Source organism: Faecalicatena sp. (assembly GCF_058819085.1).
Window position 1 is genome coordinate 35,764 of the sequence record NZ_JBZUUL010000035.1, and the last position, 22,384, is coordinate 58,147.

The 22,384-nt window shown below is 41.5% G+C and carries 18 protein-coding genes and 1 pseudogene; 11 read left to right on the forward strand and 8 right to left on the reverse strand.

Going from position 1 to position 22,384, the window contains the following annotated elements:
* Positions 1 to 10: 10 nt before the first annotated feature.
* The 5 genes from AC4OGX_RS16145 to AC4OGX_RS16165 all read right to left on the reverse strand — a co-directional run bounded on the left by AC4OGX_RS16145 (position 11) and on the right by AC4OGX_RS16165 (position 3,270).
* Complete coding sequence (locus tag AC4OGX_RS16145) at positions 11 to 1,297, reverse strand: YidC/Oxa1 family membrane protein insertase (protein WP_493331653.1); 1,287 nt, start codon at positions 1,295 to 1,297, stop codon at positions 11 to 13.
* Between the two features lie 12 nt (positions 1,298 to 1,309).
* On the reverse strand, positions 1,310 to 1,522 hold the full coding sequence (gene yidD, locus AC4OGX_RS16150) for a membrane protein insertion efficiency factor YidD (RefSeq protein WP_216241993.1): 213 nt from the start codon (positions 1,520 to 1,522) through the stop codon (positions 1,310 to 1,312).
* Between the two features lie 85 nt (positions 1,523 to 1,607).
* Positions 1,608 to 1,943: a ribonuclease P protein component gene (rnpA, locus tag AC4OGX_RS16155; RefSeq protein WP_493331654.1), complete on the reverse strand. Its 336-nt coding sequence runs from the start codon at positions 1,941 to 1,943 to the stop codon at positions 1,608 to 1,610.
* Positions 1,944 to 1,999: 56 nt separating this feature from the next.
* Entirely contained in the window at positions 2,000 to 2,134 is a 135-nt protein-coding gene (gene rpmH, locus AC4OGX_RS16160; RefSeq protein ID WP_089983006.1) for a 50S ribosomal protein L34, read from the reverse strand.
* Between the two features lie 254 nt (positions 2,135 to 2,388).
* Positions 2,389 to 3,270: a nuclease/transposase family protein gene (locus tag AC4OGX_RS16165; RefSeq protein ID WP_493331655.1), complete on the reverse strand. Its 882-nt coding sequence runs from the start codon at positions 3,268 to 3,270 to the stop codon at positions 2,389 to 2,391.
* Between the two features lie 836 nt (positions 3,271 to 4,106).
* Here AC4OGX_RS16165 and dnaA point away from each other — a divergent pair.
* The 6 genes from dnaA to gyrA all read left to right on the forward strand — a co-directional run bounded on the left by dnaA (position 4,107) and on the right by gyrA (position 13,012).
* Entirely contained in the window at positions 4,107 to 5,477 is a 1,371-nt protein-coding gene (gene dnaA / locus AC4OGX_RS16170; RefSeq protein WP_493331656.1) for a chromosomal replication initiator protein DnaA, read from the forward strand.
* A gap of 428 nt (positions 5,478 to 5,905) precedes the next feature.
* Positions 5,906 to 7,015 (forward strand): DNA polymerase III subunit beta, encoded by a 1,110-nt coding sequence (gene dnaN, locus AC4OGX_RS16175; RefSeq protein WP_493331657.1) that lies wholly within the window; start codon positions 5,906 to 5,908, stop codon positions 7,013 to 7,015.
* Positions 7,016 to 7,108: 93 nt separating this feature from the next.
* Positions 7,109 to 7,324 carry an RNA-binding S4 domain-containing protein gene (locus AC4OGX_RS16180; RefSeq protein ID WP_493331658.1) on the forward strand — a complete coding sequence of 72 codons (216 nt, stop codon included), beginning with the start codon at positions 7,109 to 7,111 and terminating at the stop codon, positions 7,322 to 7,324.
* A gap of 42 nt (positions 7,325 to 7,366) precedes the next feature.
* Entirely contained in the window at positions 7,367 to 8,452 is a 1,086-nt protein-coding gene (gene recF / locus AC4OGX_RS16185; RefSeq protein ID WP_493331659.1) for a DNA replication/repair protein RecF, read from the forward strand.
* Between the two features lie 11 nt (positions 8,453 to 8,463).
* Positions 8,464 to 10,401: a DNA topoisomerase (ATP-hydrolyzing) subunit B gene (gene gyrB / locus AC4OGX_RS16190; protein WP_493331660.1), complete on the forward strand. Its 1,938-nt coding sequence runs from the start codon at positions 8,464 to 8,466 to the stop codon at positions 10,399 to 10,401.
* Positions 10,402 to 10,501: 100 nt separating this feature from the next.
* Positions 10,502 to 13,012 carry a DNA gyrase subunit A gene (gyrA, locus tag AC4OGX_RS16195; protein WP_493331661.1) on the forward strand — a complete coding sequence of 837 codons (2,511 nt, stop codon included), beginning with the start codon at positions 10,502 to 10,504 and terminating at the stop codon, positions 13,010 to 13,012.
* Between the two features lie 169 nt (positions 13,013 to 13,181).
* Here the strand turns inward: gyrA and AC4OGX_RS16200 are convergent.
* From AC4OGX_RS16200 to AC4OGX_RS16210, 3 genes and pseudogenes are all read right to left on the reverse strand, one after another.
* A pseudogene (locus tag AC4OGX_RS16200) lies at positions 13,182 to 13,423 on the reverse strand (Fic family protein); the annotation flags it as partial.
* A 168-nt stretch (positions 13,424 to 13,591) separates the two neighbouring features.
* Positions 13,592 to 14,584 (reverse strand): RNA polymerase sigma factor, encoded by a 993-nt coding sequence (locus AC4OGX_RS16205; RefSeq protein ID WP_493331662.1) that lies wholly within the window; start codon positions 14,582 to 14,584, stop codon positions 13,592 to 13,594.
* A 44-nt stretch (positions 14,585 to 14,628) separates the two neighbouring features.
* Positions 14,629 to 15,315: a GGDEF domain-containing protein gene (locus AC4OGX_RS16210; RefSeq protein ID WP_493331663.1), complete on the reverse strand. Its 687-nt coding sequence runs from the start codon at positions 15,313 to 15,315 to the stop codon at positions 14,629 to 14,631.
* Positions 15,316 to 15,508: 193 nt separating this feature from the next.
* On the opposite strand from AC4OGX_RS16210, the gene lepB reads away from it, so the two are divergent.
* The 5 genes from lepB (at position 15,509) to AC4OGX_RS16235 (ending at position 22,306) form a co-directional block, all read left to right on the forward strand.
* Positions 15,509 to 16,069 carry a signal peptidase I gene (gene lepB, locus AC4OGX_RS16215; RefSeq protein WP_493331664.1) on the forward strand — a complete coding sequence of 187 codons (561 nt, stop codon included), beginning with the start codon at positions 15,509 to 15,511 and terminating at the stop codon, positions 16,067 to 16,069.
* Between the two features lie 257 nt (positions 16,070 to 16,326).
* On the forward strand, positions 16,327 to 17,556 hold the full coding sequence (locus AC4OGX_RS16220; protein WP_493331666.1) for an AfsR/SARP family transcriptional regulator: 1,230 nt from the start codon (positions 16,327 to 16,329) through the stop codon (positions 17,554 to 17,556).
* A 448-nt stretch (positions 17,557 to 18,004) separates the two neighbouring features.
* Positions 18,005 to 19,825: a peptidoglycan DD-metalloendopeptidase family protein gene (locus AC4OGX_RS16225; protein WP_493331667.1), complete on the forward strand. Its 1,821-nt coding sequence runs from the start codon at positions 18,005 to 18,007 to the stop codon at positions 19,823 to 19,825.
* 229 nt (positions 19,826 to 20,054) lie between these two features.
* Entirely contained in the window at positions 20,055 to 20,510 is a 456-nt protein-coding gene (locus AC4OGX_RS16230; protein ID WP_493331668.1) for a hypothetical protein, read from the forward strand.
* Between the two features lie 59 nt (positions 20,511 to 20,569).
* The gene (locus AC4OGX_RS16235; protein WP_493331669.1) at positions 20,570 to 22,306 is read left to right on the forward strand and encodes a Sec-independent protein translocase family protein; all 1,737 of its coding nucleotides are present in this window, start codon (positions 20,570 to 20,572) and stop codon (positions 22,304 to 22,306) included.
* The last annotated feature ends 78 nt before the right edge of the window (positions 22,307 to 22,384 follow it).

Sequence of the window (22,384 nt, forward strand, 5' to 3'; positions counted from 1 at the left end):
CGATTCTACCCTATTTATCGTCATCCTTTAGGGATGTACTTTGTCCGCTGTTAAATCTGCTTACCAGATTTGCCTTTGATGAAAGGCTTCCCGGCTTCGCATTCTTTGTCTGCTGAGCTGCCTTTTCAAGACGCTCTTCTCTTTCTTTATCAGAAATCTTAGATTTTCTCTTATCTTCTACATTTCTGGTACTTGTTGTCGCCATTTTGTTAATTGCCTGTGCAGAGGCACCTTTTTTCTCGCGCTTCTTAGCTGCCTTTTTCTGGTTTTCTGCAATCAGCTCCTCTGTAGACTTCTTGCTGAGGTACTTATTGATTCCTAACTGCTGCACACATCTTACAACAGCACTGATCGCCCAGTAAAGACCAAGACCTGCCGGGAGAGTGAATCCCATGAATACGGAGAACAACGGCATCGTATATGTCATTGTCTTCATGGAGTTTGCCATCTGGTTGCTTGGGTCAACTTCCGGCTGCGGCTGTAACTTCACACTGATGAACTGTGTAAGACCTGCCATAACAGGAATGATCGCAGCCATGATAATTCCAAGGATTGAAAAATCTTTTACTGCAGCCATTAACATTGTAAATGGTGCTTCACCAATGTTGATTCCAAGGAAGCTGTTCAAATGTCCCATTGTCTGAGTTGTGGTCTCAACAATATCCTGCAGTGAAGGAATCTTATCTACCAGTGTATTCCATGTGGAATCCTGGAATTTATATAATACATTTACAAGTGTATCCGCCTGTGAGTAGTCATATGACTTAGCACTCATAAGTACTGGCTTTGCTTCACCGATTTTTTCCATGATTTTCTGGAAGCCATCGGCAGCCATGATCTGGTTAACCACCGGCATATATACATTCTTAACACCCTGTACATAATTAGGGATATTCTGGATGACCGGATACAGTGCAAAAAGTACAGGCATCTGAATTAACATCGGCAGACATCCGCCTGTAGGTGAAGTTCCATATTTCTCATATACAGTCTGAAGCTCTTCCTGCTGCTTTAGCATAGAAGCCTGATCTTTTTTATTCGCATACTTCTTCTGGATCTTCTGAATCTCAGGGTTCATAACAGAAGACATCTTTGACCACTTCTGCTGTTTAATTGTCAGTGGAATCATCAATGTGTATACGATGATCGTAAAGATGATGATACAGACACCTATGTTCTGTACACCAAATACACCATCCATTACATTATAAATTCCGTTCATCACTTTTCCAAGCAGCCAGGAAATCTGATGAATAATCGGCCAGTCTGCATATCCTGCAGCTAAAATTCCATACATCTCTTATCCTCCTTAAGGTACCGGATCATATCCGCCTTTTGCAAAAGGATTACAGCGCAGAATTCTCCAGACCGTTAAGGCACCGCCCTTGATCGCACCATACTTTTGAATCGCTTCGATTCCGTATTGTGAACAGGTCGGCGTATATATACAATGATACCTTGTCTTTAATCCGGACAAATACTTTTGATAGAACCGGATCAGTCCTATTAAAATATACTTCATCTGCATCCCTCCTTTTGCTTATACTTATTGAACTACTAATCTCCAATAAGTATGACTTTCTTTTTGTAAACGCTCTTACTGATCGTTAAGTATATATCTCATGAAGCTTTCCCAAGTGGATGAGTGCACTCTCAATATCATGGTACCCTTTATCTTTTGCACTCACTCTCGCAATTACAATTATATCAACCCCACTTTTGAAATGTGCTTCTTGAAGTCGATAACTCTCTCTGAGCAGTCTCGTAAGGTGGTGCCTTACAACACTGTTTCCAACTTTCTTACTTACGGAAATACCAAGTCTGTTCCTTTCCGTCCCATTCTCCCTCACGTACATAACAAGATACTTGTTAGCGTAGGAATTCCCATTTTTATACACAATTTGAAAATCTTTATTCTTCTTCAAAGATTCCGAAAACTTCATTCTTTTTACCGCACTTTTCCTTTTATAAATAGAAGAAAAGGCCACATATATGCGGCCTAAGCTGATAACTGTTTTCTTCCTTTTGCTCTTCTGGCAGCTAAAACTTTTCTTCCGCCTGGAGTGCTCATTCTTGCTCTAAAGCCATGAACTTTTGATCTCTGTCTTTTTTTCGGCTGAAATGTCATTTTCATTATCAATACACCTCCCTTTGGTTGAGATACTTATTCTAAAGTATTTACAGTGATTCTCAATTTTTGAAATCTTTCTACTATTATAGCAGGCAGAAAGACACTGCTCTTAATTATATTCAAAAAATAGCTGTAAGTCAAGCTATTCCTGGGATTTTTCTGTTTTTCCCACGCTTTTTATAACAGCTTCCTTCAGTATAGTAGGCCTGACAGGCTGCTTATTTTTTAATCTGCAGCCGGATCATTGCCGTACCGGTCTATTCCTGCAGGTCTATTAAGCTTATAATTCTTTCAATTTCTTCGAGGGATTCTTCTAATGCATCTGCTATCTCTTTTGGCTTCTGACCTTTTGAAAGCTTTTTTCTCACCTGTTCTATTAATATCTGCTCTCTGCCCTTTTCTACCCCTTCCGCATATGCCTCTTCCCTCTGTACTTCAATATCCATATCGTAATCATACTCAGCTATCAGCATATTTACCACCTCACTGCCTTTCTTTTCCAGGTATTCCTTCAGAATCCCTTGTTTTATACATTCTTCTACCGCATGTTTAAAGGATTCTGAATCTCCTGCTTCCTGAAACCTTCTTACCATTTCTACAAACAGACCATATTCCTTTAATACAGGACATTTTTCCAGCAATTCATGTTTTTCCTCTGGATTTATATTGATTACCTTCACTTGTAATTCTAACATAGAATCTTCATCCTGTACTTCATATGCGTCTGAAAGTTTCAGTATTTTTTCCTTTGTCCAGTGTTCTGATCCATTATAAAACGTATAAAACTCTGGTTTTGGTAACGGCACTAACTTTTTCTTATATCTGTCACGGATCGGAACCAATTGTTCATAGGCACGCCCTATGTACATTAAACTTCTAAGAGGCATGTTCTCATTGATCGTTGACTGGTGTTCTCCAAACACCATGATCTTTCCGCCTATTCCAAACGATATATCATTCTTAAAATTCATATAAAGGACATCATCCACCCGGATCTTCTGTATCTTTGTTCCTTCTGGTAAAGCTTCTTCATGCAAAGCATTATAAAGTGCAATGTCATTCTTCTCTGCTGACTCGTCCTCAAAAAATAAATCTACAAACATGCTGTTTTTGTAACTCTTGTTTTCTTTTGCTTCCATAGGCATCCTCCTCTTCTGGTAAGCTCCAATTAAGATAATCTGGGAGTTATGCCTTGATAACATCTGTTATTTCTCGATTCTGATACCTTTAGTATAAAAAAAACAGCTGGTTTGTTCAAGTCCCCCCGTGATATACACGATATAAAGATATTTATTTCATACTACTATCATCTTTAAACTTGTCTATAAAATGGAACTTATTCTTTTGTTAATAAACTGATTCTAAAATAACTAAGCTAATAAACTTGGTAACTTCAGGAGATTCTCCTCTTCAGATGGCCGCCCAGGCCAAATGATGATATTACTCTTGATTTGCTGCTTTCGTGAATAGATTTTCCACGAGTGAATTTACTATAGCATGCTGCCTTAAAAATTTCAATTGATAAATACTAATAAAACTATTAAATTCAACCTAAAATAACCTTTATACAGGTTTTCCACATGCATATTAACAGTAACATTTCTTTGAAATCTTAAATCTCAAGTGCGTCAAAGCAAATATTGAAGGCTCTCTCCGCTGTTTCTTCGAAGAGGTTAAGAAACCATAAAGTTTCGTTATCAACAGAATCCACATTTTACTTTTAGGGTTATTCACATTTAAGTTTGACAGTGTGGATTATTGTGGATAAAATGTGGATAACTACTTGATAACTACTGTATAACGTGTAGATTAAAATTATTTTTTCACTTCTGGCCCATATTTTATCTACGTTGATTTTGTTCATAAAAGTTATACACAGCATTTCTGATTGCTTCTGATACCTTTTTGATGTAAAATGTAATGGAGAGTTTTTGCCTAAATAGCTCTCTATTATATTGATTAGGAGTACTTATCGATGAACATTGTAGAAGAAAATTGGGAGCAGATCCTAAATAAAATGAAGTTAGAATATTGCTCATCAAATATTTCATACAATACGTGGATTGCACCACTTACCGTATATGAAGTGACCGATGACACTGTATATATTCTTGTAAAGCTGAAAGCAAGTCTGGAGCATATCGAAGAAAAGTATATGCTTCCTTTTAAAGTATGCATCGCTGAGGTGACAGGAAAGGAATATGAGATTTCCTTTGTTACAGAAGATAATGTGATCATCCAGGAAAAAAAGGATAATGTCGTTAAGAAGCAAAAATCAAATGCACTCTTCGAGAATGCAAATTTGAATTCGAAGTATACATTTGATACTTTTGTGGTGGGCAGCAATAATAACTTTGCCCATGCTGCTTCCCTTGCGGTTGCAGAATCTCCGGGTGAGATTTACAATCCGCTTTTTATTTATGGAGGTGTTGGACTTGGCAAAACACACCTTATGCATTCAATCGCACACTTCATATTAGAGAATGATCCATCCAAGAAAGTACTTTATGTTACAAGTGAGACATTTACCAATGAGCTGATCGATGCTCTGAAGGTTGGTAAGAATGGGAATGAACTGGCAATGACTACTTTTCGTGAGAAGTACAGAAACAACGATGTCCTTCTGATCGATGATATCCAGTTTATTATAGGTAAGGAAAGTACCCAGGAAGAATTCTTCCACACATTCAACCATCTTCATGTTTCAGGAAAGCAGATCATCATATCCAGTGATAAGCCTCCGAAGGATATCGAGACTCTGGAGGCAAGGCTGCGCACACGGTTTGAGTGGGGACTGATCGCAGATATCTCCTCTCCTGATTATGAGACAAGAATGGCGATCCTTCGTAAGAAAGAAGAGTTGGACGGGCTCGAAAGGTATCATATCCCGGACGAAGTTCTTCAATATATAGCGAATAACATCAAATCCAATATCCGAGAGCTGGAAGGCTCCCTTAATAAATTAATCGCACTTTCCAATCTGGAGAAAAAACCGATTGACATTCCGCTCGCTGCGGAAGCATTAAAGGATATGATTTCCCCGGATGATAACAGAGTCATTACACCGGAACTGATCATCGACGTTGTTTCCGAACATTTCAATATACCGATAGCAGAGCTCAAGGGCAAAAAACGGAATGCGGAGATCGTTCTGCCGAGGCAGATCGTTATGTACCTGTGCCGTGCAATGACTGACACTCCATTAAAAACGGTGGGAATTATACTTGGAGGCAAAGACCACGCCTCAGTCAGTCATGGTGTTAAGAAGATAGAACATGAAATCACAATAGATGAAGCCCTCAATAACACAGTGAATATCATTAAGAAGAAAATCAACCCTATTTAAGCTTCGGCTGATAGGGTTACTTTTCCACAATCCGGTGTTATTAAGGACATATGACAAAGCCTTAAAATACAGCCTAAGCCTCTGATTCTAAGGTCTGAAGGACTTCAGACTTTTTTCCTTCAGACATGTGGATAAGGCTGGGATAACCCTGTTAAAACCCTGTTAAAACCCTGTGGATTGTTAGGTTGATAATTAAAAAGTGACTTTTCGAGGTTCAGATTATCCACCTATTATCCCATGTCCATACAGCATTATTCTACAGAGTTATCAGTATGGACAAACCCTTTAAAATCAAGGGCTGGAACCACTTATCATCTTTTCCACAGCCCCTAAGGCTAAGAAGGCGGAGCAGATTTATATAATTAATCAAAAAAAAGCGCGGTCGGAAAGATATCCACTCACCGCACATTGAAAGGAGTTATCGACATATGAAAATCATTTGTTCTAAATCAAACCTCGTAAAAGGTGTTAGTATTGTTTCTAAGGCTGTGCCTTCAAAAACAACAATGCCAATCTTAGAATGTATTTTAGTTGACGCATCTACGGATGTTATTAAACTGACAGCAAATGATATGGAACTTGGAATCGAGACACGCATTGAAGGGGAGATCGTTGAGAGAGGTATTATTGCATTGAATGCGAGAATCTTCTCCGAGATCGTTAGAAAGCTTCCAGACAGTGAAGTCATCATTGAAACTGATTCAGATAATCAGACATTGATCACCTGTGAAAAGGCTAAGTTTAATATTGCTGCACAGTCAGGAGAAGATTTCTCTTATCTCCCGGTTGTAGAGAAAGAAGATTATATTACTGTTTCAGAGTTTACGCTGAAGGAAGTGATCCGCCAGACTATTTTTTCAATCGCAGATAACGATACCAACAAGATGATGACAGGTGAACTTTTTGAGATCGAGGAAAATATTCTAAAGGTGGTCTCTCTGGATGGACACAGAATCTCTATCCGCAAGATCGAACTGAAGGAATCTTATGCTCCGAAGAAAGTGATCGTGCCAGGAAAGACTCTTCAGGAGATCAGTAAGATCATTGGCGGAGAAGCAGATGCTGAAGTCGATATTTCGTTTACAAGGAATCATATTGTCTTCGAATTTGACAGGACAGTCGTAGTATCCCGTCTGATCGAAGGCGATTACTTCAAGATCGATCAGATGCTTTCCAGCGATTATGAGACAAAAGTAAGGATCAACAAGAAAGAATTATTGAATTGTATCGACAGAGCGACCCTCCTGATCAAAGAAGGGGATAAGAAACCGATCATCATCGATATCAGAGACGGTTCCATGGAGCTTAAGATCAAATCTCAGATCGGTTCCATGGATGAGGAGATCTTTATCACCAAGGAAGGTAAGGATCTGCTGATTGGATTTAACCCGAAGTTCCTCATCGATGCACTTCGTGTCATTGACGATGAAGAGGTGGATCTGTATTTCATGAATGCGAAGGCACCTTGCTTCATCAAGGACGAGAACCAGAGCTATATTTACCTGATCCTTCCGGTAAACTTTAATGCTGTAGCATAAGCCAAAGACTGAAGTCCGGGCAGGGGCCGCAAGCGATGTGCGCCTGAAGAGAAGGCATATTTTTGAAGTGAAAAATAAGAAAAGAGGAACACTATGGAAATTATAAAGCTGCGTGCTGAAGATGAATTTATCAAGCTGGGACAGGCACTGAAAGCCGCCGGCCTGGTGGATTCAGGCGTAGAAGCAAAGGAGGTCATCCTGGATGGTATGGTCCAGGTGAATGGCGAGACTGATACAAGAAGAGGACGCAAATTGTACGGCGGAGATGTCGTTCAATTTGACGGACAGGAAATAAAAATTGAAAAATAGTCTGAAAAAGTGTAAAATAGTGACATACTTGAGGAAACATCAATGGTAATCAAATCTTTAAAGCTAAAGAATTACAGGAATTATGAATTGTTAGATTTGACCTTTGACCCTAAGACGAATATACTATACGGCGACAATGCGCAGGGGAAGACAAATATTCTTGAGGCGCTTTATCTGTCAGGCACGACCAAGTCCCACCGTGGTACAAAGGATAGGGATTTGGTCCGGTTTGGCTGTGACGAAGCACATCTGGAGACGGTGGTCGTAAAGAGGGGCATCGAGTTCCAGATCGACATGCATCTGAAGAAAAACAGTCCGAAGGGAATCGCGATCAACAAGATTCCAATCCGAAAAGCAAGTGAGTTATTCGGGATCATCCATTTTGTATTTTTCTCGCCGGAGGACTTAAATATCATCAAAGAAGGCCCATCAGGCAGAAGAAGATTCATCGATTTGGAATTATCCCAGCTGGATAAGGTATATCTCAGCAACCTTTCTAACTATAATCGAGTCATTAATCAAAGAAATTCCTTACTCAAAGATATATACAGACAGGATCATCTGGTAGAAACATTGGATATCTGGGATATGCAATTAGTTGAGTATGGGACAAAAGTGATGGAAGGCAGAAAGAAGTTTGTAGAAGAGGTTAATGAGATCATCGCCGATATCCACTATAAGCTGACGGGGGGCAGGGAGAAAATCAGCCTCACTTATGAGACCAGCATCGGAAACATGACGCTGGAGCAGGCTTTAAAGAAAAACAGAGAGAGGGATCTACGACTGAAGAGCACTTCAGTCGGTCCTCACAGGGATGACCTGTGCTTTATGGCCGGAGACCTGGATATCCGAAAATTCGGTTCCCAGGGTCAGCAGCGCACCGCTGCTCTCTCACTGAAGCTCTCTGAGATCGAATTGGTCAGGTCCCTGATCAGTGATACACCGGTATTATTATTAGATGACGTATTGTCTGAACTGGACAAACACAGGCAAAACTATTTACTGGATAGTATTCATGATATACAGACAGTCATTACATGTACTGGATTAGATGAGTTTGTGAATCATCGATTTTCTATTAATAAAATATTCCATGTAAAAAATGGACACGTAGCAAAAGAAAATTAGGAGGTTTTTAAATGGGTGCAACAGGTACAGAATTTGACGCCGAATATGGAGCAGATCAAATCCAAATATTAGAAGGACTGGAAGCGGTCAGAAAACGGCCGGGTATGTACATCGGCAGCACTTCTGCAAGGGGACTTCACCATCTGGTATATGAGATCGTGGACAATGCGGTAGACGAAGCGTTGGCCGGTTATTGTGATACGATTTTTGTGAGCATAAATGAAGACAATTCAGTAACAGTCATTGATAATGGACGTGGTATTCCTGTGGGATTGAACCATAAAGCAGGGCTTCCTGCAGTAGAGGTTGTATTTACGATTCTCCATGCCGGAGGAAAGTTTGGCGGCGGGGGATACAAGGTATCCGGCGGTCTGCACGGTGTAGGCGCTTCAGTCGTAAACGCGCTTTCACAATGGCTGGAGGTTGAGATATATAACGAAGGCAAGATTTATAAACAGCGCTATGAGCGGGGTAAGGTAGTACAGAAGTTGAACGTGATCGGAGAATGTGAGCCGGACAAGACTGGAACCAAGGTTACCTTCCTGCCGGATGATGAGATCTTTGAAGAAACTATTTTCGACTATGATACTTTAAAACAGCGTTTTCGTGAGATGGCATTCCTGACAAGAAATTTAAAGATCGTTTTACGTGATGACAGGGAAGAAGAGCCGAAGGAGCGCACTTTCCATTACGAGGGCGGGATCAAGGAATTTGTTACTTACCTGAATAAGAGCAAGACGGCACTGTATGAACAGATTATTTACTGCGAAGGCCTCAAGGACGGCGTGGCAGTAGAGGTTGCTATGCAGCACAATGATTCCTACAGTGACAATACTTATGGATTTGTAAATAATATCACGACACCTGAAGGGGGAACCCATATCGTCGGATTCCGTAATGCCCTGACGAAAACATTTAACGATTATGCCAGAAAGAATAAGCTGCTCAAAGACAACGAACCCAATCTTTCCGGTGAAGATATCAGAGAAGGTCTGACTGCGATCATCAGTGTGAAGATCGAGGACCCGCAGTTTGAAGGACAGACAAAGCAGAAATTAGGTAACAGTGAGGCCAGGGGCGCAGTTGACAGTATCGTGAGCAGCCAGCTGGAGATTTTCCTGGAGCAGAATCCAAATGTCGGAAAAATGGTGGTTGAAAAGTCTGTGATGGCACAGCGTGCAAGAGAGGCCGCAAGAAAGGCAAGGGATCTGACCAGAAGAAAATCTGCATTGGAGGGGATGTCTCTTCCGGGCAAGCTTGCTGACTGTTCTGACAAGGATCCAAAAAACTGCGAGATCTACATCGTTGAGGGAGATTCCGCCGGCGGTTCTGCAAAGACAGCCAGAGACCGTGCGACACAGGCTATCCTGCCTCTTCGTGGTAAGATCCTGAATGTAGAAAAAGCAAGGCTGGATAAGATTTATGGAAATGCGGAGATCAAAGCGATGATCACTGCATTTGGTACGGGAATCCATGACGATTTTGATATTTCTAAATTGAGATATCATAAGATCATCATCATGACCGATGCCGACGTTGACGGGGCTCATATCAGTACCCTATTATTAACATTTTTATACCGTTTTATGCCGGATCTGATCAAAGACGGGTATGTATATCTGGCACAGCCGCCGCTGTACAAGCTGGAGAAGAACAAAAAGGTCTGGTATGCATACAGCGATGAAGAGCTGAACCAGATCCTGACTGAAGTCGGAAGAGACGGCAATAACAAGATCCAGCGTTATAAAGGTCTTGGAGAGATGGATGCCGAGCAGCTGTGGGATACAACCATGGACCCGGAACACAGGGTGCTGCTTCGCGTAACCATGGATGAAGAGACCTCTTCAGAACTTGACCTGACTTTTACGACCCTGATGGGTGATAAGGTAGAGCCAAGGCGTGAGTTCATCGAAGAAAATGCGAAATATGTTAAGAATCTTGATATTTAGCAGACATAGTGCCGGACGGCAGGAGAGCTTACCTTTCAGGCCGCCGGCCATGATAAATACTGTGAAATAATAACCTCAAGAAACAGGAAAGGATATAAAAATGGAAGATAATATTTTTGATAAAGTCCATGAAGTAGATCTAAAGAAAACCATGGAGACTTCCTACATCGACTATGCCATGAGCGTTATCGCATCCCGTGCACTTCCAGATGTCAGGGATGGATTAAAGCCGGTACAAAGAAGGATCCTCTACTCCATGATCGAGCTGAATAACGGTCCTGACAAGCCGCATCGTAAGTGTGCGCGTATCGTCGGTGATACAATGGGTAAATATCATCCTCATGGTGACAGCTCCATCTATGGTGCATTAGTAAATCTGGCACAGGAGTGGTCCACCAGATATCCGTTAGTTGACGGTCACGGGAACTTTGGTTCCGTGGATGGTGACGGCGCCGCAGCCATGCGTTATACTGAGGCACGTCTCAGCAAGATATCTATGGAGATGACAGCAGACATCAACAAGGATACCGTTGATTTTGCACCGAACTTTGATGAGACAGAAAAAGAACCTACTGTTCTCCCATCAAGATTTCCAAATCTGCTTGTAAACGGTACCTCTGGTATCGCTGTTGGTATGGCAACGAATATCCCTCCACACAATCTGCGGGAGGTCATCAATGCGGTGGTAAAGATCATCGATGACCAGATCGACGAGAACGGAGAGACACCTATTGAAGACATCTTAAAGATCGTCAAAGGGCCAGATTTTCCGACAGGTGCAGAAATCCTGGGTACAAGAGGAATCGAAGAAGCATACCGGACAGGACGCGGAAAAATCAGAGTCCGTGCGATCACGAATATTGAACCTATGGCAAATGGAAAGAACAGGATCATTGTAACGGAACTGCCATATATGGTCAATAAAGCCAGACTGATCGAAAAGATAGCAGAATTAGTCAGAGACAAGAAAATTGATGGTATCACTGACCTGGCAGACCAGTCCAACCGCGAAGGAATGAGAATCTGCATTGAACTTCGCCGTGATGTGAATCCAAATGTCATCCTGAATCAGTTGTATAAGCACACCCAGCTTCAGGATACATTCGGTGTGATTATGCTTGCGCTGGTCAATAATGAACCAAGAGTCATGAATATCCTGGATATGCTGAAGCATTACTTAAAGCATCAGGAAGATGTGGTAACCAGACGGACGAAGTATGAACTGAATAAAGCTGAAGAGCGAGCACATATTTTAAAGGGGTTACTGATCGCACTGGATAATATTGATGAGGTAATAAAGATCATCCGGGGATCAAAGAATGTACAGACTGCCAAGGAAGAGTTAATGGCAAGATTCGATCTGTCAGAAGTACAGGCCCAGGCGATCGTAGATATGCGTCTGCGTGCACTGACAGGCTTGGAGCGGGAAAAACTGGAAGCCGAGTATGCAGAGCTGATGAAGAAGATCGATGAGTTGAAAGCAATCCTGGCTGACAGAAAGCTTCTCCTCGGTGTCATTAAAGAAGAAATCATGATCATTGCAGAGAAATATGGTGATGACAGAAGAACCTCCATCGGATTTGATGAATTTGACATCTCCATGGAAGACCTGATCCCAAGAGAAAATGTTGTGATCACGATGACAAAGCTTGGATATATCAAACGTATGACTGTAGATACCTTCAAGAGCCAGAACCGCGGCGGCAAGGGAATCAAGGGCATGCAGACTCTGGAAGATGATTATATTGAAGAGCTGTTTATCACATCGACTCATCACTATATTATGTTCTTTACAAATACAGGGCGTGTATACCGCATGAAGGCGTACGAGATTCCGGAAGCAAGCAGGACTGCCAGAGGAACAGCGATCATCAATCTACTTCAGTTGATGCCGGATGAAAAAATCACGGCGATGATCCCGATCCAGGAATATGAAGACGGTAAATATCTGTTCATGGCAACGGAAAAAGGTCTTGTAAAGAAGACACCGATTAGAGATTATGCAAATGTCAGAAAGACCGGACTTGCAGCAATCACACTTCGTGAAGATGATAAGCTGATCGAAGTTAAGATCACAGACAATAAAGAGGATGTTATCCTGGTTACAAAGTATGGACAGTGTATCCGGTTTAACGAACAGGATGTCAGGGCAACCGGAAGAACTTCTATGGGAGTCCGCGGCATGAACCTAAGCGATAGGGATGAAGTCATCGCAATGCAGATCAGTATCCAGGGTGAAGACCTCCTGATCGTTTCTGAAAAGGGTATGGGTAAACGTACTAAGATGGATGAATTTACTGTACAGAATCGCGGCGGTAAAGGTGTGAAGTGCTATAAGATCACCGAGAAGACCGGAAATGTAGTCGGAATGAAGGCTGTTGATGAAGATAATGAAATCATGATCATCAATACAGAAGGAATCATCATAAGAATGCAGTGTGCTGATATCTCACTGCTTGGGCGTGTCACTTCAGGCGTGAAGCTGATTAATCTGCCGGAAGGCGAGAAGGTCGCAAGCGTTGCAAAGGTAAGAAAAGCATCGGCGGAGATCGACGGCGAAGAGGTCGAGATATCTGAAGATGAGGACGAAGAGACAACAACAGAGAGTTAGAAAAAAGTATACCCAAAGGGCATCCCGTAATACATGCCCTTCGGGCGGGTCTGCAGCAAAAGCTGCAGAATAATGTATGATATAGAAATCATATAATATGTAAAACTGGGTATTTCATCGAAATGATAAATGATGAAATACCCAGTTTTAGATTAAATATTCTATGCAGTTATGCTTTGATATATTTTTGATTTTTAGAGTTTGGCTTATCTGGGATAAGCATTTTAAGCCGACCGGATTCCAATAGAGGTTTTATATATGCTTTCCTAAAATAAGAGCGGCTGGTAATTCCTATAAGAACTTTGTAAGACCACTGCCCCTTCGTTCCATAAATTTCATACGATGAAACAGATCCGCTATAACAGGATTACGGCGGACAGATCCGATAGCGTTAATATCACACTCCTGAATAGGGTGCTTCTGCAATTAGTTGTTTTATCATATTGAGATCCTCATATCAGCAGGTAATTAAAAACAGGGTACAAAGATATCATATCCAGTTTTCAACTTTTTTTCAATCTAACAGTACTATAATAACTACTCTCCTGCATTAGTTTAAGTGGCAATCACCATCTTTCACTACGGCCTCACGACTACCTTCAGTTCATTTCCTGCGTAATCCGGTATTGTAACTTCAGTTTCCGTCTCTGGAATCATAAACACAAGTACCCCGCTCTGTGCGTCATAAGATACAGGTCTCAGTCCGGTGATTTTTTCATAATCAATCCCGGAATAGGTCTCATGTACCGTCAGATAGACCTTCTCTCCTCTTCTATCTTCTACCTCAAGTACAGGCGCTTCTGTGTCATAAGGACACAGGTCATAACTTCTGGAGCGGATCTGCCCATTGAGTGACTCTGCGGAGATCACCAGCTTTCCATTCTCCGGGATGACTGCGTTATATTCCCGAAATCCCATTTTATCCAGGTGCAGGGAAACCCCGTTCAATTCAGCATGAACTGTGTGTACAGGTAACAGGCTGCTAATGTGGATCGTATATTCAGCGTTGCCGGAAATATCTTTTCCGGACCAGTCCATTTTGATGGAAGGTTTGATAAAAAGAGCAGGCAGAAGGATCAAAAGCGCCAGAAATGCAAGGACTACATAGCGGGCCTGATAGATCCCAGGTTTGATATAGTTCTTCCAGGATTCCAGAACATCTACGGGGACATCACCGGCTTCGATTCCACAGACCGACATAACATGGGTAAGTACCTGGTTTGCTGTAAAGGAATCAAGCCACCCTTTTGAAGAGGGACTTGGAATAGCTGAAACGTTCTTCGAAGAATTTCTGACATCATGACTGCACTGCCCTTCACACAGATTCCAGCGGATTTCATCCAGCCATGTCAAAAGATGACGGGGCGAATCCAGAGTATCAATGTCCTGGAGCGCGGTAATATACAGTTTCAGCAAAAGATCAAGAGCCAGGCGTGCATCCTTTGTATCTTGATAAAGCAAATGATATTGTATTTGATAAGTTGCAGTAAAAAGTTCGGCAAACGCATTGCCGTCTCCTGCCCGGGCCTTTTCAAGGATCCCGGTAAGATATTCATAATCCAGTCTGACCATATATCCAGATTCCTCCCGGTTGTGAAAGTTCTATAAAGCTGCTTCTATGATGTCTCATAGATCCGTTTATTAGCGAGTGCGATCAATTCTGTAATACTGGAAAGATGTTCCGCGCTATTAAGTGCAGAGCCCGCTCTGTAATCTATCGTGACAGCATCCTGCTTCTTATTGTGGTAAGCAACCCGGTCTTTGACTTTGCGAAGGAAAGAATTTACTTTCTCCTGCGTACAATCCTCGAAAATAGCAAGGAATTTGTTTCCGCCATTGCGTCCTACAAAGCATAAGGACAGGGAACAGGAAAATAAAATATCCGAAAATTCCTTGATCGTCTTGTTACCTACCGCATGGCTGTATGAATTATTAATATCCGGGAGATTGGTAAAATCGATCATAATACATCCGATACCATCTGGAAGCTTTGAATCTATGTATTTTTCAATCAGAACGTCGCAGCTGAAGCGGTTCGGGATACCCGAAAGCGGATCAGAGTAAGCAACACCATAAAGACTATGGTAATTAGATTTCATGGAGGAAATCAATTTTAGATCCACCAATAAAAAAATAAAATCAGCGATCAGGATCAGCCATACAATAAAAAAGAGTACAGTTGCAGGCGTAGAAGAAAATACATACTGCTTCACACCTGGTCTTAATAGCAGAAAAATACTGATCAGTCCCATGATGATCAATATGGACAGCTGTATTACTTTAAAAACACTGAATCTCTTCATATTCGTGCTCCTTATCAAAATATAATATAAAAAAGTATACCATAAAAGTGTCCCTTTTTGTAAAAAACATCACCGCTGAAAAAGACACGAAAAAGAGGCGGATACGCAATAAACTGCGGATCAAGGTACTGCTTGTTTTCATCTATCAAATCCATTATAATAAAATTAAACAAAATAGACAGAGGAAAAATTCATGGAGATAGATGCAATCAAAAAAAAGGTTCTGGAGGATGTAGACCCAAGGCTTCGGGAAGAAAAAAGAAGAGAGGCACGCCGCACAAGGCTGATCACATCTGCAGAATTCATTGCATTGATCATCCTTTTGGTGGTCATTTTCTATATCCTTATGGGAATCTCTACAGTAGAAGGGGACTCCATGTATCCTACTCTGCATGATCAGGATAAAGTGATCTATCTGCGCAGGGGCTCAGAGTACAAGAAAGGAGACATCGTTGTTCTTAACAGACCTGACGGGGAGGAATTTGTTAAGCGGATCGTTGCAGTATCAGGTGATACCGTGAACATACAAGCGGGAAAGCTGTATGTGAATGGAAAAGAAACAGAGTTTAAGGAGGCTCTTGGAGACACCATCTGGATGTCAGATGATATAAAGTATCCTGTTGAGGTTGGAGAATCAGAGGTATTTGTCCTGGGAGATAATCGGGAGATATCAGAAGATTCCAGGTCATTTGGTCCTGTCGATACCCGCGATATTGCGGGAAAACTCTTGTTCTATATTGGAAAAGTGAAGTAGACCGGTAGAATCAGGAAAAACCGGGCTAAGGAAGAGGTGCCGAAAAGCCACAGAGGTAATTGGTAAAAAAATACAGTATATATTGCATAAAAATTAAATATTTAATATAATAATTTCATTATCAACAAAAAGAAGGGCGGCATAAGATTAAGTTTTAGCCGTACCGCTGGAAATTACATCTTGTAAGAGACTTGAATACTTTAAGTCTACATTGTATTTCTGGATAGGACTTCTTACTGTAAAAAGGGGAAGGATATATGGTAAATCAATTGAAAAATCAGGAAGACAATGCAGTGCATGTAAAAATGTTCGGTAAATTTTCCATTACTTACAAGGAAAATTCACTGCTTGGCAAAAAAGTCAGCGAGACCCAGTTTGCCTATTTAATGCAGATATTACTGCATCACCGGACAGAAGGTGTTCCCAGGGAAGAGTTAGAAGAGATGATCTTTGGGGACCGGGATATCAAGAACATCCACCATGCCATGCAGAGCGTGATCTATAACGCAAAAAATAAGTTAAGGAATGCAGGTCTTCCAGAGACAAACTATATCCGACTGGAAAAAGGAAAATTTTATTGGACCCAGGACATCCCTGTAATTGAAGATGCATCTGAATTCGACTGTTTATATCAGAGTGCAGTAGAGGAAACTGATATAGACTGCAAGCTTCAGCTTTTGATCGATGCCTGTCATTGCTATACAGGAGAATTTCTCGTGATGTATGCAGGTGTTTTATGGGCAGCATCAGAGGCCAGAAGATACCGGGCACAGTTCTGTTCCTGTGTGGAAGAGGCAGCCAGAATTTTAAGAGAAAAACAGGATTATCTTCAATTAGAAGAATTAGGAGTCTATGCCACAGCAACAGCACCTTTTTCCGACTGGGAAGGTATCACAATGGAAGCGCTGATCAGTATGGGGCGCTATGAGGAAGCAAGCAGCCTGTATGCCGATACGGTAGAAAAGTATTTTCAGGAACGGGGCATCCGTCCGTCACAGAAATTGATGGATTCCATGGAACGTCTTGGAGATAAGATGCTGCATCCGTATGAATTGCTGGATAATATCCAGAAAGAGCTGATCGAAGACAAAAGTGAGATCCGAGGAGGTTATGTATGTTCCTACCCTGTGTTCCAGGGGATTTACCGTATGGTCAACCGCATGGCGGAGCGCAGCGGACAGTCCATTTACCTGATGCTGTGTACGATCGTTGACAGCAAAGGCAATCCGATGAAGGACGGTGAGCAATTGGAACAGCTTGCAGGAAGACTGGGAGATGCCATTTGTAAGTCTATACGCCGGGGAGATGCCGTGAATCGTTATGGTAAAGGTCAGTACCTGGTTTTACTGGTGAATACAACATTGGAATGCTGTTCGATCGTACAGAAACGGATTAATTATAACTTTTTGATCGGCAGACAGCGGACAGGAGTACAGTATTATGTAAACAGCGTTGTCTATGAGAAGGATTCAAATTTTGTAAATTAGTTTACATATGAATTATGATTCCACTTTCTGCAGAGTACGGCAGGAGGTGGAATTTTTTTATGATATGGGAATTTTCTGAAAAATAAAACCTTCCGGGGGATGCACACGCTGCGGTAAGGTATACAGCCGCAAGGCTCTTTGTTTAAAATTACCATATAAAAATCAGGAAGTCCTGGAGTGTTTATGGAAAAGAATCAAAGGAAATACATTAAAATCAATAAAAAAACCTTTAAAAACCCTTAGAAATCTACTTTTTTGACTTCACCTTTGACTCTTTATTTGTTAGAATAAGACTATATTGAAAAAAAGTATCAACATATATAGTTATTTATGTGCAATAAATGGGGAGAACATAGGAAGCTGCAAAGACAGTAAGATCAAGAAAAGAATTTTCATGCCGGGCAGCCAACAGAAGGAATGAATAGACAGATAAGGAGAGGATACGTCTATGAAATTACAAAAGGTAGCACTTATACTGGGACTTACCGTCTGCGTAGCAGGAACACAGGTGCAGATGACATTTGGATCTGAACAGACTGAGATTACAGATCAGCAGGATTCAGAAGAGAATGTAAAGCCGGATGAGGAACAAGATTCAGAAGCAGAAGATTCAGAAGAGGTTGAAAATAGTGAGCAGGACGGTCAGAATGAAGAGTCCTCGGATGGATTGACAGATAAGGAAAATGATCCAACCACAGAAGATATGAACGGCGAAGGGAACGAAGCTCAAAAGCCGGAGAGTGGTGAGAATCCAGATGGAAACACCGGAGGAACTACCGGAGAAAATACGGATTCTGAAAAACCTGAAGAGGGTGAGAAACCGGACGGAAGTACGGGAGACAATACAGACCCAGAAAAACCTGAAGAGGGTGAGAAACCGGACGGAAGTACGGGAGACAATACAGATCCTGAAAAACCTGAAGAGGGTGAAAAGCCAGACGGAAGTACGGGAGACAATACAGACCCAGAAAAACCTGAAGAGGGTGAAAAGCCGGATGGAAGTACGGGAGACAATACAGACCCAGAAAAACCTGAAGGGGGTGAGAAACCAGACGGAAGTACGGGAGACAATACAGATCCTGAAAAACCTGAAGAGGAAGAAAAACCTGATGCAGAAACTCCTGACAGCGAGGAAACAGGCGGCTCAGATTCTAATAAAGAGCAGATAACACCTCCGAAAGAGGAGCAGCCGGTACCTGATACACCGGCAGATTCAGGGACAGAAGAGAATGGTAACTATAGTGAAAGTACATATAGTGAGAATATTTACAATAGTTACAGTGCTTCAATCAAGTTTTTAGATGACAGCGAAAAAATAAAGTATAACGTATCGGTTCCCATCGTGGGGCTTCCCTCCTTTATCACACAGGAAATGATCGTTGCGGCGCTGAAGTGTCAGGATGAGACTGGTTATCCTGCATCTGTGACGATCGCGCAGATCATCCAGGAGTCAGGCTTCGGTAATTACGGACCGGGCGGTGAAGATGGAAAAGGCTTATCATATCTTGCATACCAGTACAATAACCTGTTTGGAATCAAAGGAACAGGTCCGGCAGGAAGCGTAGATATGATCACAGGAGAACAGTCAAAGGACGGATCGATGTTTACCATCGTTTCCGGATTCAGGGTCTACGATACTTATACAGAGTGTATCGAAGACCGTACAGAATTATTAAAAGAAGTTTATGCAGACCTCACATTTGGAGTTGAGGATGCGAATACATTTGCAATGAAGATTGGAAGCCGCTGGGCTACGAGTCTGACATATGGTCAGTCATTAATTAGACAGATGGAAGAGTATGATCTGTACAGACTCGATAATATGACCTTAGGTGAGTTCAGTAATCTTCTCGGAACATTTGTAAATCCGTGTCCGGGAGCAGTTCTTTCAAGTAACTTTGGCTTAAGGGATGAACCGATTGCAGGCGCAGGAAATGGACACAACGGCATAGATCTTGGAACAGGGACATATAATATTCCGACTTATGCGGCAGCGGCTGGAACAGTTACGTTTGCCGGAGAAGCAGGAACTGCCGGCAACCTGATCATAATCGATCATGGCAAAGGACTTATAACGAAATATATGCATCACGAAAAACTGTTTGTAGAAGAAGGACAAAAGGTAGAAAAGGGACAGCAGATCGGTTTATCAGGAACGACAGGAATGTCCACCGGAAACCACTTACACTTCCAGGTTGAGAAGAATGGAACTCCGGTTGATCCTATGCAGTTCTTTACAGAGAAACAACAGGAAAGCTTTTACAAATAAAAACTGAATAGTAAATACTCAGGGAACAGCTTATACCGGATGAATTGCCATCACCGGATAGGCTGTTCCTTTAAAATACTCAAAATAAGGAAAAACAATAAAAAACATGTAAAAAACCCTTTTTTTAAATTTCTTTTGATTGTTTCTTTGTCTGTCAGACTGGTAAGGTATGTATATTATAAAAATACTATCTAAAGATTTACGGCATAGAAAAAGGAGCAGTATATTGATGAAGAAGGATCAATGTTATATAGGAACTCCCAATGGAGTCGTTCTTTGTATAGACACTTACATTCAGGGGATGACAAAAGGCCGAATATATCATGCATACCAAAAGGAGTCAAAAGAGATATACAGCCTGGAGGAGATGATAATCTTCATGGAAGACTTCTTCAATCAGATTAAATTTCCGTTTCCGGGAACTGAAGAGAGGTCATTCCGGGCGGCTAAAAAAGAAGAAGGACAAAGAGAAAGGATGATAAAAGTAATGGAAGACGAAGAATTATTAGAAAAGCATGGCGATGCAGGGACTTTTATTATCCGAGTGCAGCAGCGGCAGCATAGCAGCTGGCAGGGTCTGGTCACCTGGGTAGATAAGAATGAGACGATTCCATTTCGGTCAGCACTTGAGTTAATAAAGCTGATAGATGGGGCAATGGGTGAGAAGGAACAGAAGTCGGAATAATAGGAGCCTTGAAGTTGAATGAGAAAAACGTGTAAATAGGAAGTGGAGGAGTACACATTATGAAAATGTTAAAAAGATGGCTCGCGTTTTTCGTGGTAGTAGTATTGCTTATTGGAGTAGCATTTAATAGCCGCGGTCCGCTTATAGCCAGTCAAGTAGATGGAACAACAGAAGGAACAGCAGATCCGTCAGCGGCATCCTCAGGAGAAGAACAGCAGCAGGTTCCCGACGGTCAGGATCAGCAGGCGCAGGAGCCCGAAAATATAGATGGAACAGAAGGAACCACCCCGGAAGAGGGGCAGCAAGCGGAAGATCAGCAGGTCCAGAATCCACCTGAGGATCAGGCAGAGCCTGCACCGGAAACAGAAGAGCCGAAGGCTGAGGAAGAGAAAAAAGAAGATACAAAGGAAGAGGATAAGGAAGCTGAAGTTCATCAGGATGCAATGGAATTGACACAACAGATGACAGATGAAAATGGTGTTGTGATCTGTAATGTAAAGGCGAATATCCCGGAGGGAACATTTGAAGCAAATACATCTGATGTTACCATGGAAGTTGGTTATGTAGCAGCGGATACAACAGAGCAGATCAAAGCATTGATGAGCAGGAATATCCCGGAAGATAAAATACTCGGCGAGTTCTTCATGTATGATGTGAAATTTAAGGTCAATGGAGAACAGGTGGAACCTGGAAAAGAGATCACAATTACCTTTGAACAGAGTAATTTCCTGGTGAAGGATGTAAAGAAAGCGAGCACGTTCTACTATAACGAAGCAAACTCCCCGGCAGGAAACGGAGAGGCAGAGATTGTTAAGATCACTCAAAGGGCGGATAAGATCCTGGAATTACAGAATGCAGGCCAGAGCATTGATACAGTTGATGATTATGACCTTTCAGAGATTAGCTTAAGAGAAGACGGGACAGCCGATATGGTTGTGATGGAAGGAAGAAGGTCAACGGTTTATGGATGCTATTTGGTGGAAGAGAAGCCAGTTGAGGTGGTAGAGAATACGACAGAAAATAAGGAAGATGATGCATCTGATAAGGTGAGATTTGAATATAAAAGTGAAGATGTTAACGTTCTTGTTACTTTGAAAAATGAAGAAGATATTCCTAAAAATGCAGAGTTGGTGGTTGAGCCTGTCAAGGTTGAAAAAACGATCGAGAAAAAAGTAGAAGAAGCTGCAATTGAAAAACGGAAAGCGATTAGCAGTATCTCAGCCTTTGATATTAGATTTGAGGTCAATGGGAAAGAGGTCGAACCTGGAGATACAGTAAAGGTCCAGGTGACACTGCCGGAAATTACAAAAGAGGATAGTGCATCTGTATATCATTATGATAATGAAAAGAAAAAAGTAGAGGATATGGATGCAACAATAACTAATGACGGTGAAATTGCTTTTGATACCACGCACTTTTCAACTTATGTAATTGTTCAGGAGGGATCAAACAAAGTAAATATTAAAGTTCAGCATTTTAATTATTCGGATCAGGAGGAGATTTATTCAGAAGATAATCTGACAATTCCAGTAGGCGGCAAAATTAATGATTATGCGAAAGCAACAAACTGGGATGTTAAGAGAGTAGTAAAGCTCACAACAATAAATGGTCAAGAGCAGGAAACAGAAATCAGCAATGTGGAGGAAATAAAGGTTTCGCAGGATACAACATTTAGAGTTTACTATACTCCAAAAACAGCAGATAAAATGGGTGAAACTACATTTTATGATTATTTGGTAAAACCAGTAGTGAAAGATAAAAACGGAGTAGAGAGTAAAGCAATGTCATTAAGCTAAGGCATTAGAGGCATAGCAGAAAAAACACAGAGTATGAGTTTAAGTCGTGCCCTGTGTTTTTTTGTAATATTTTAAAAT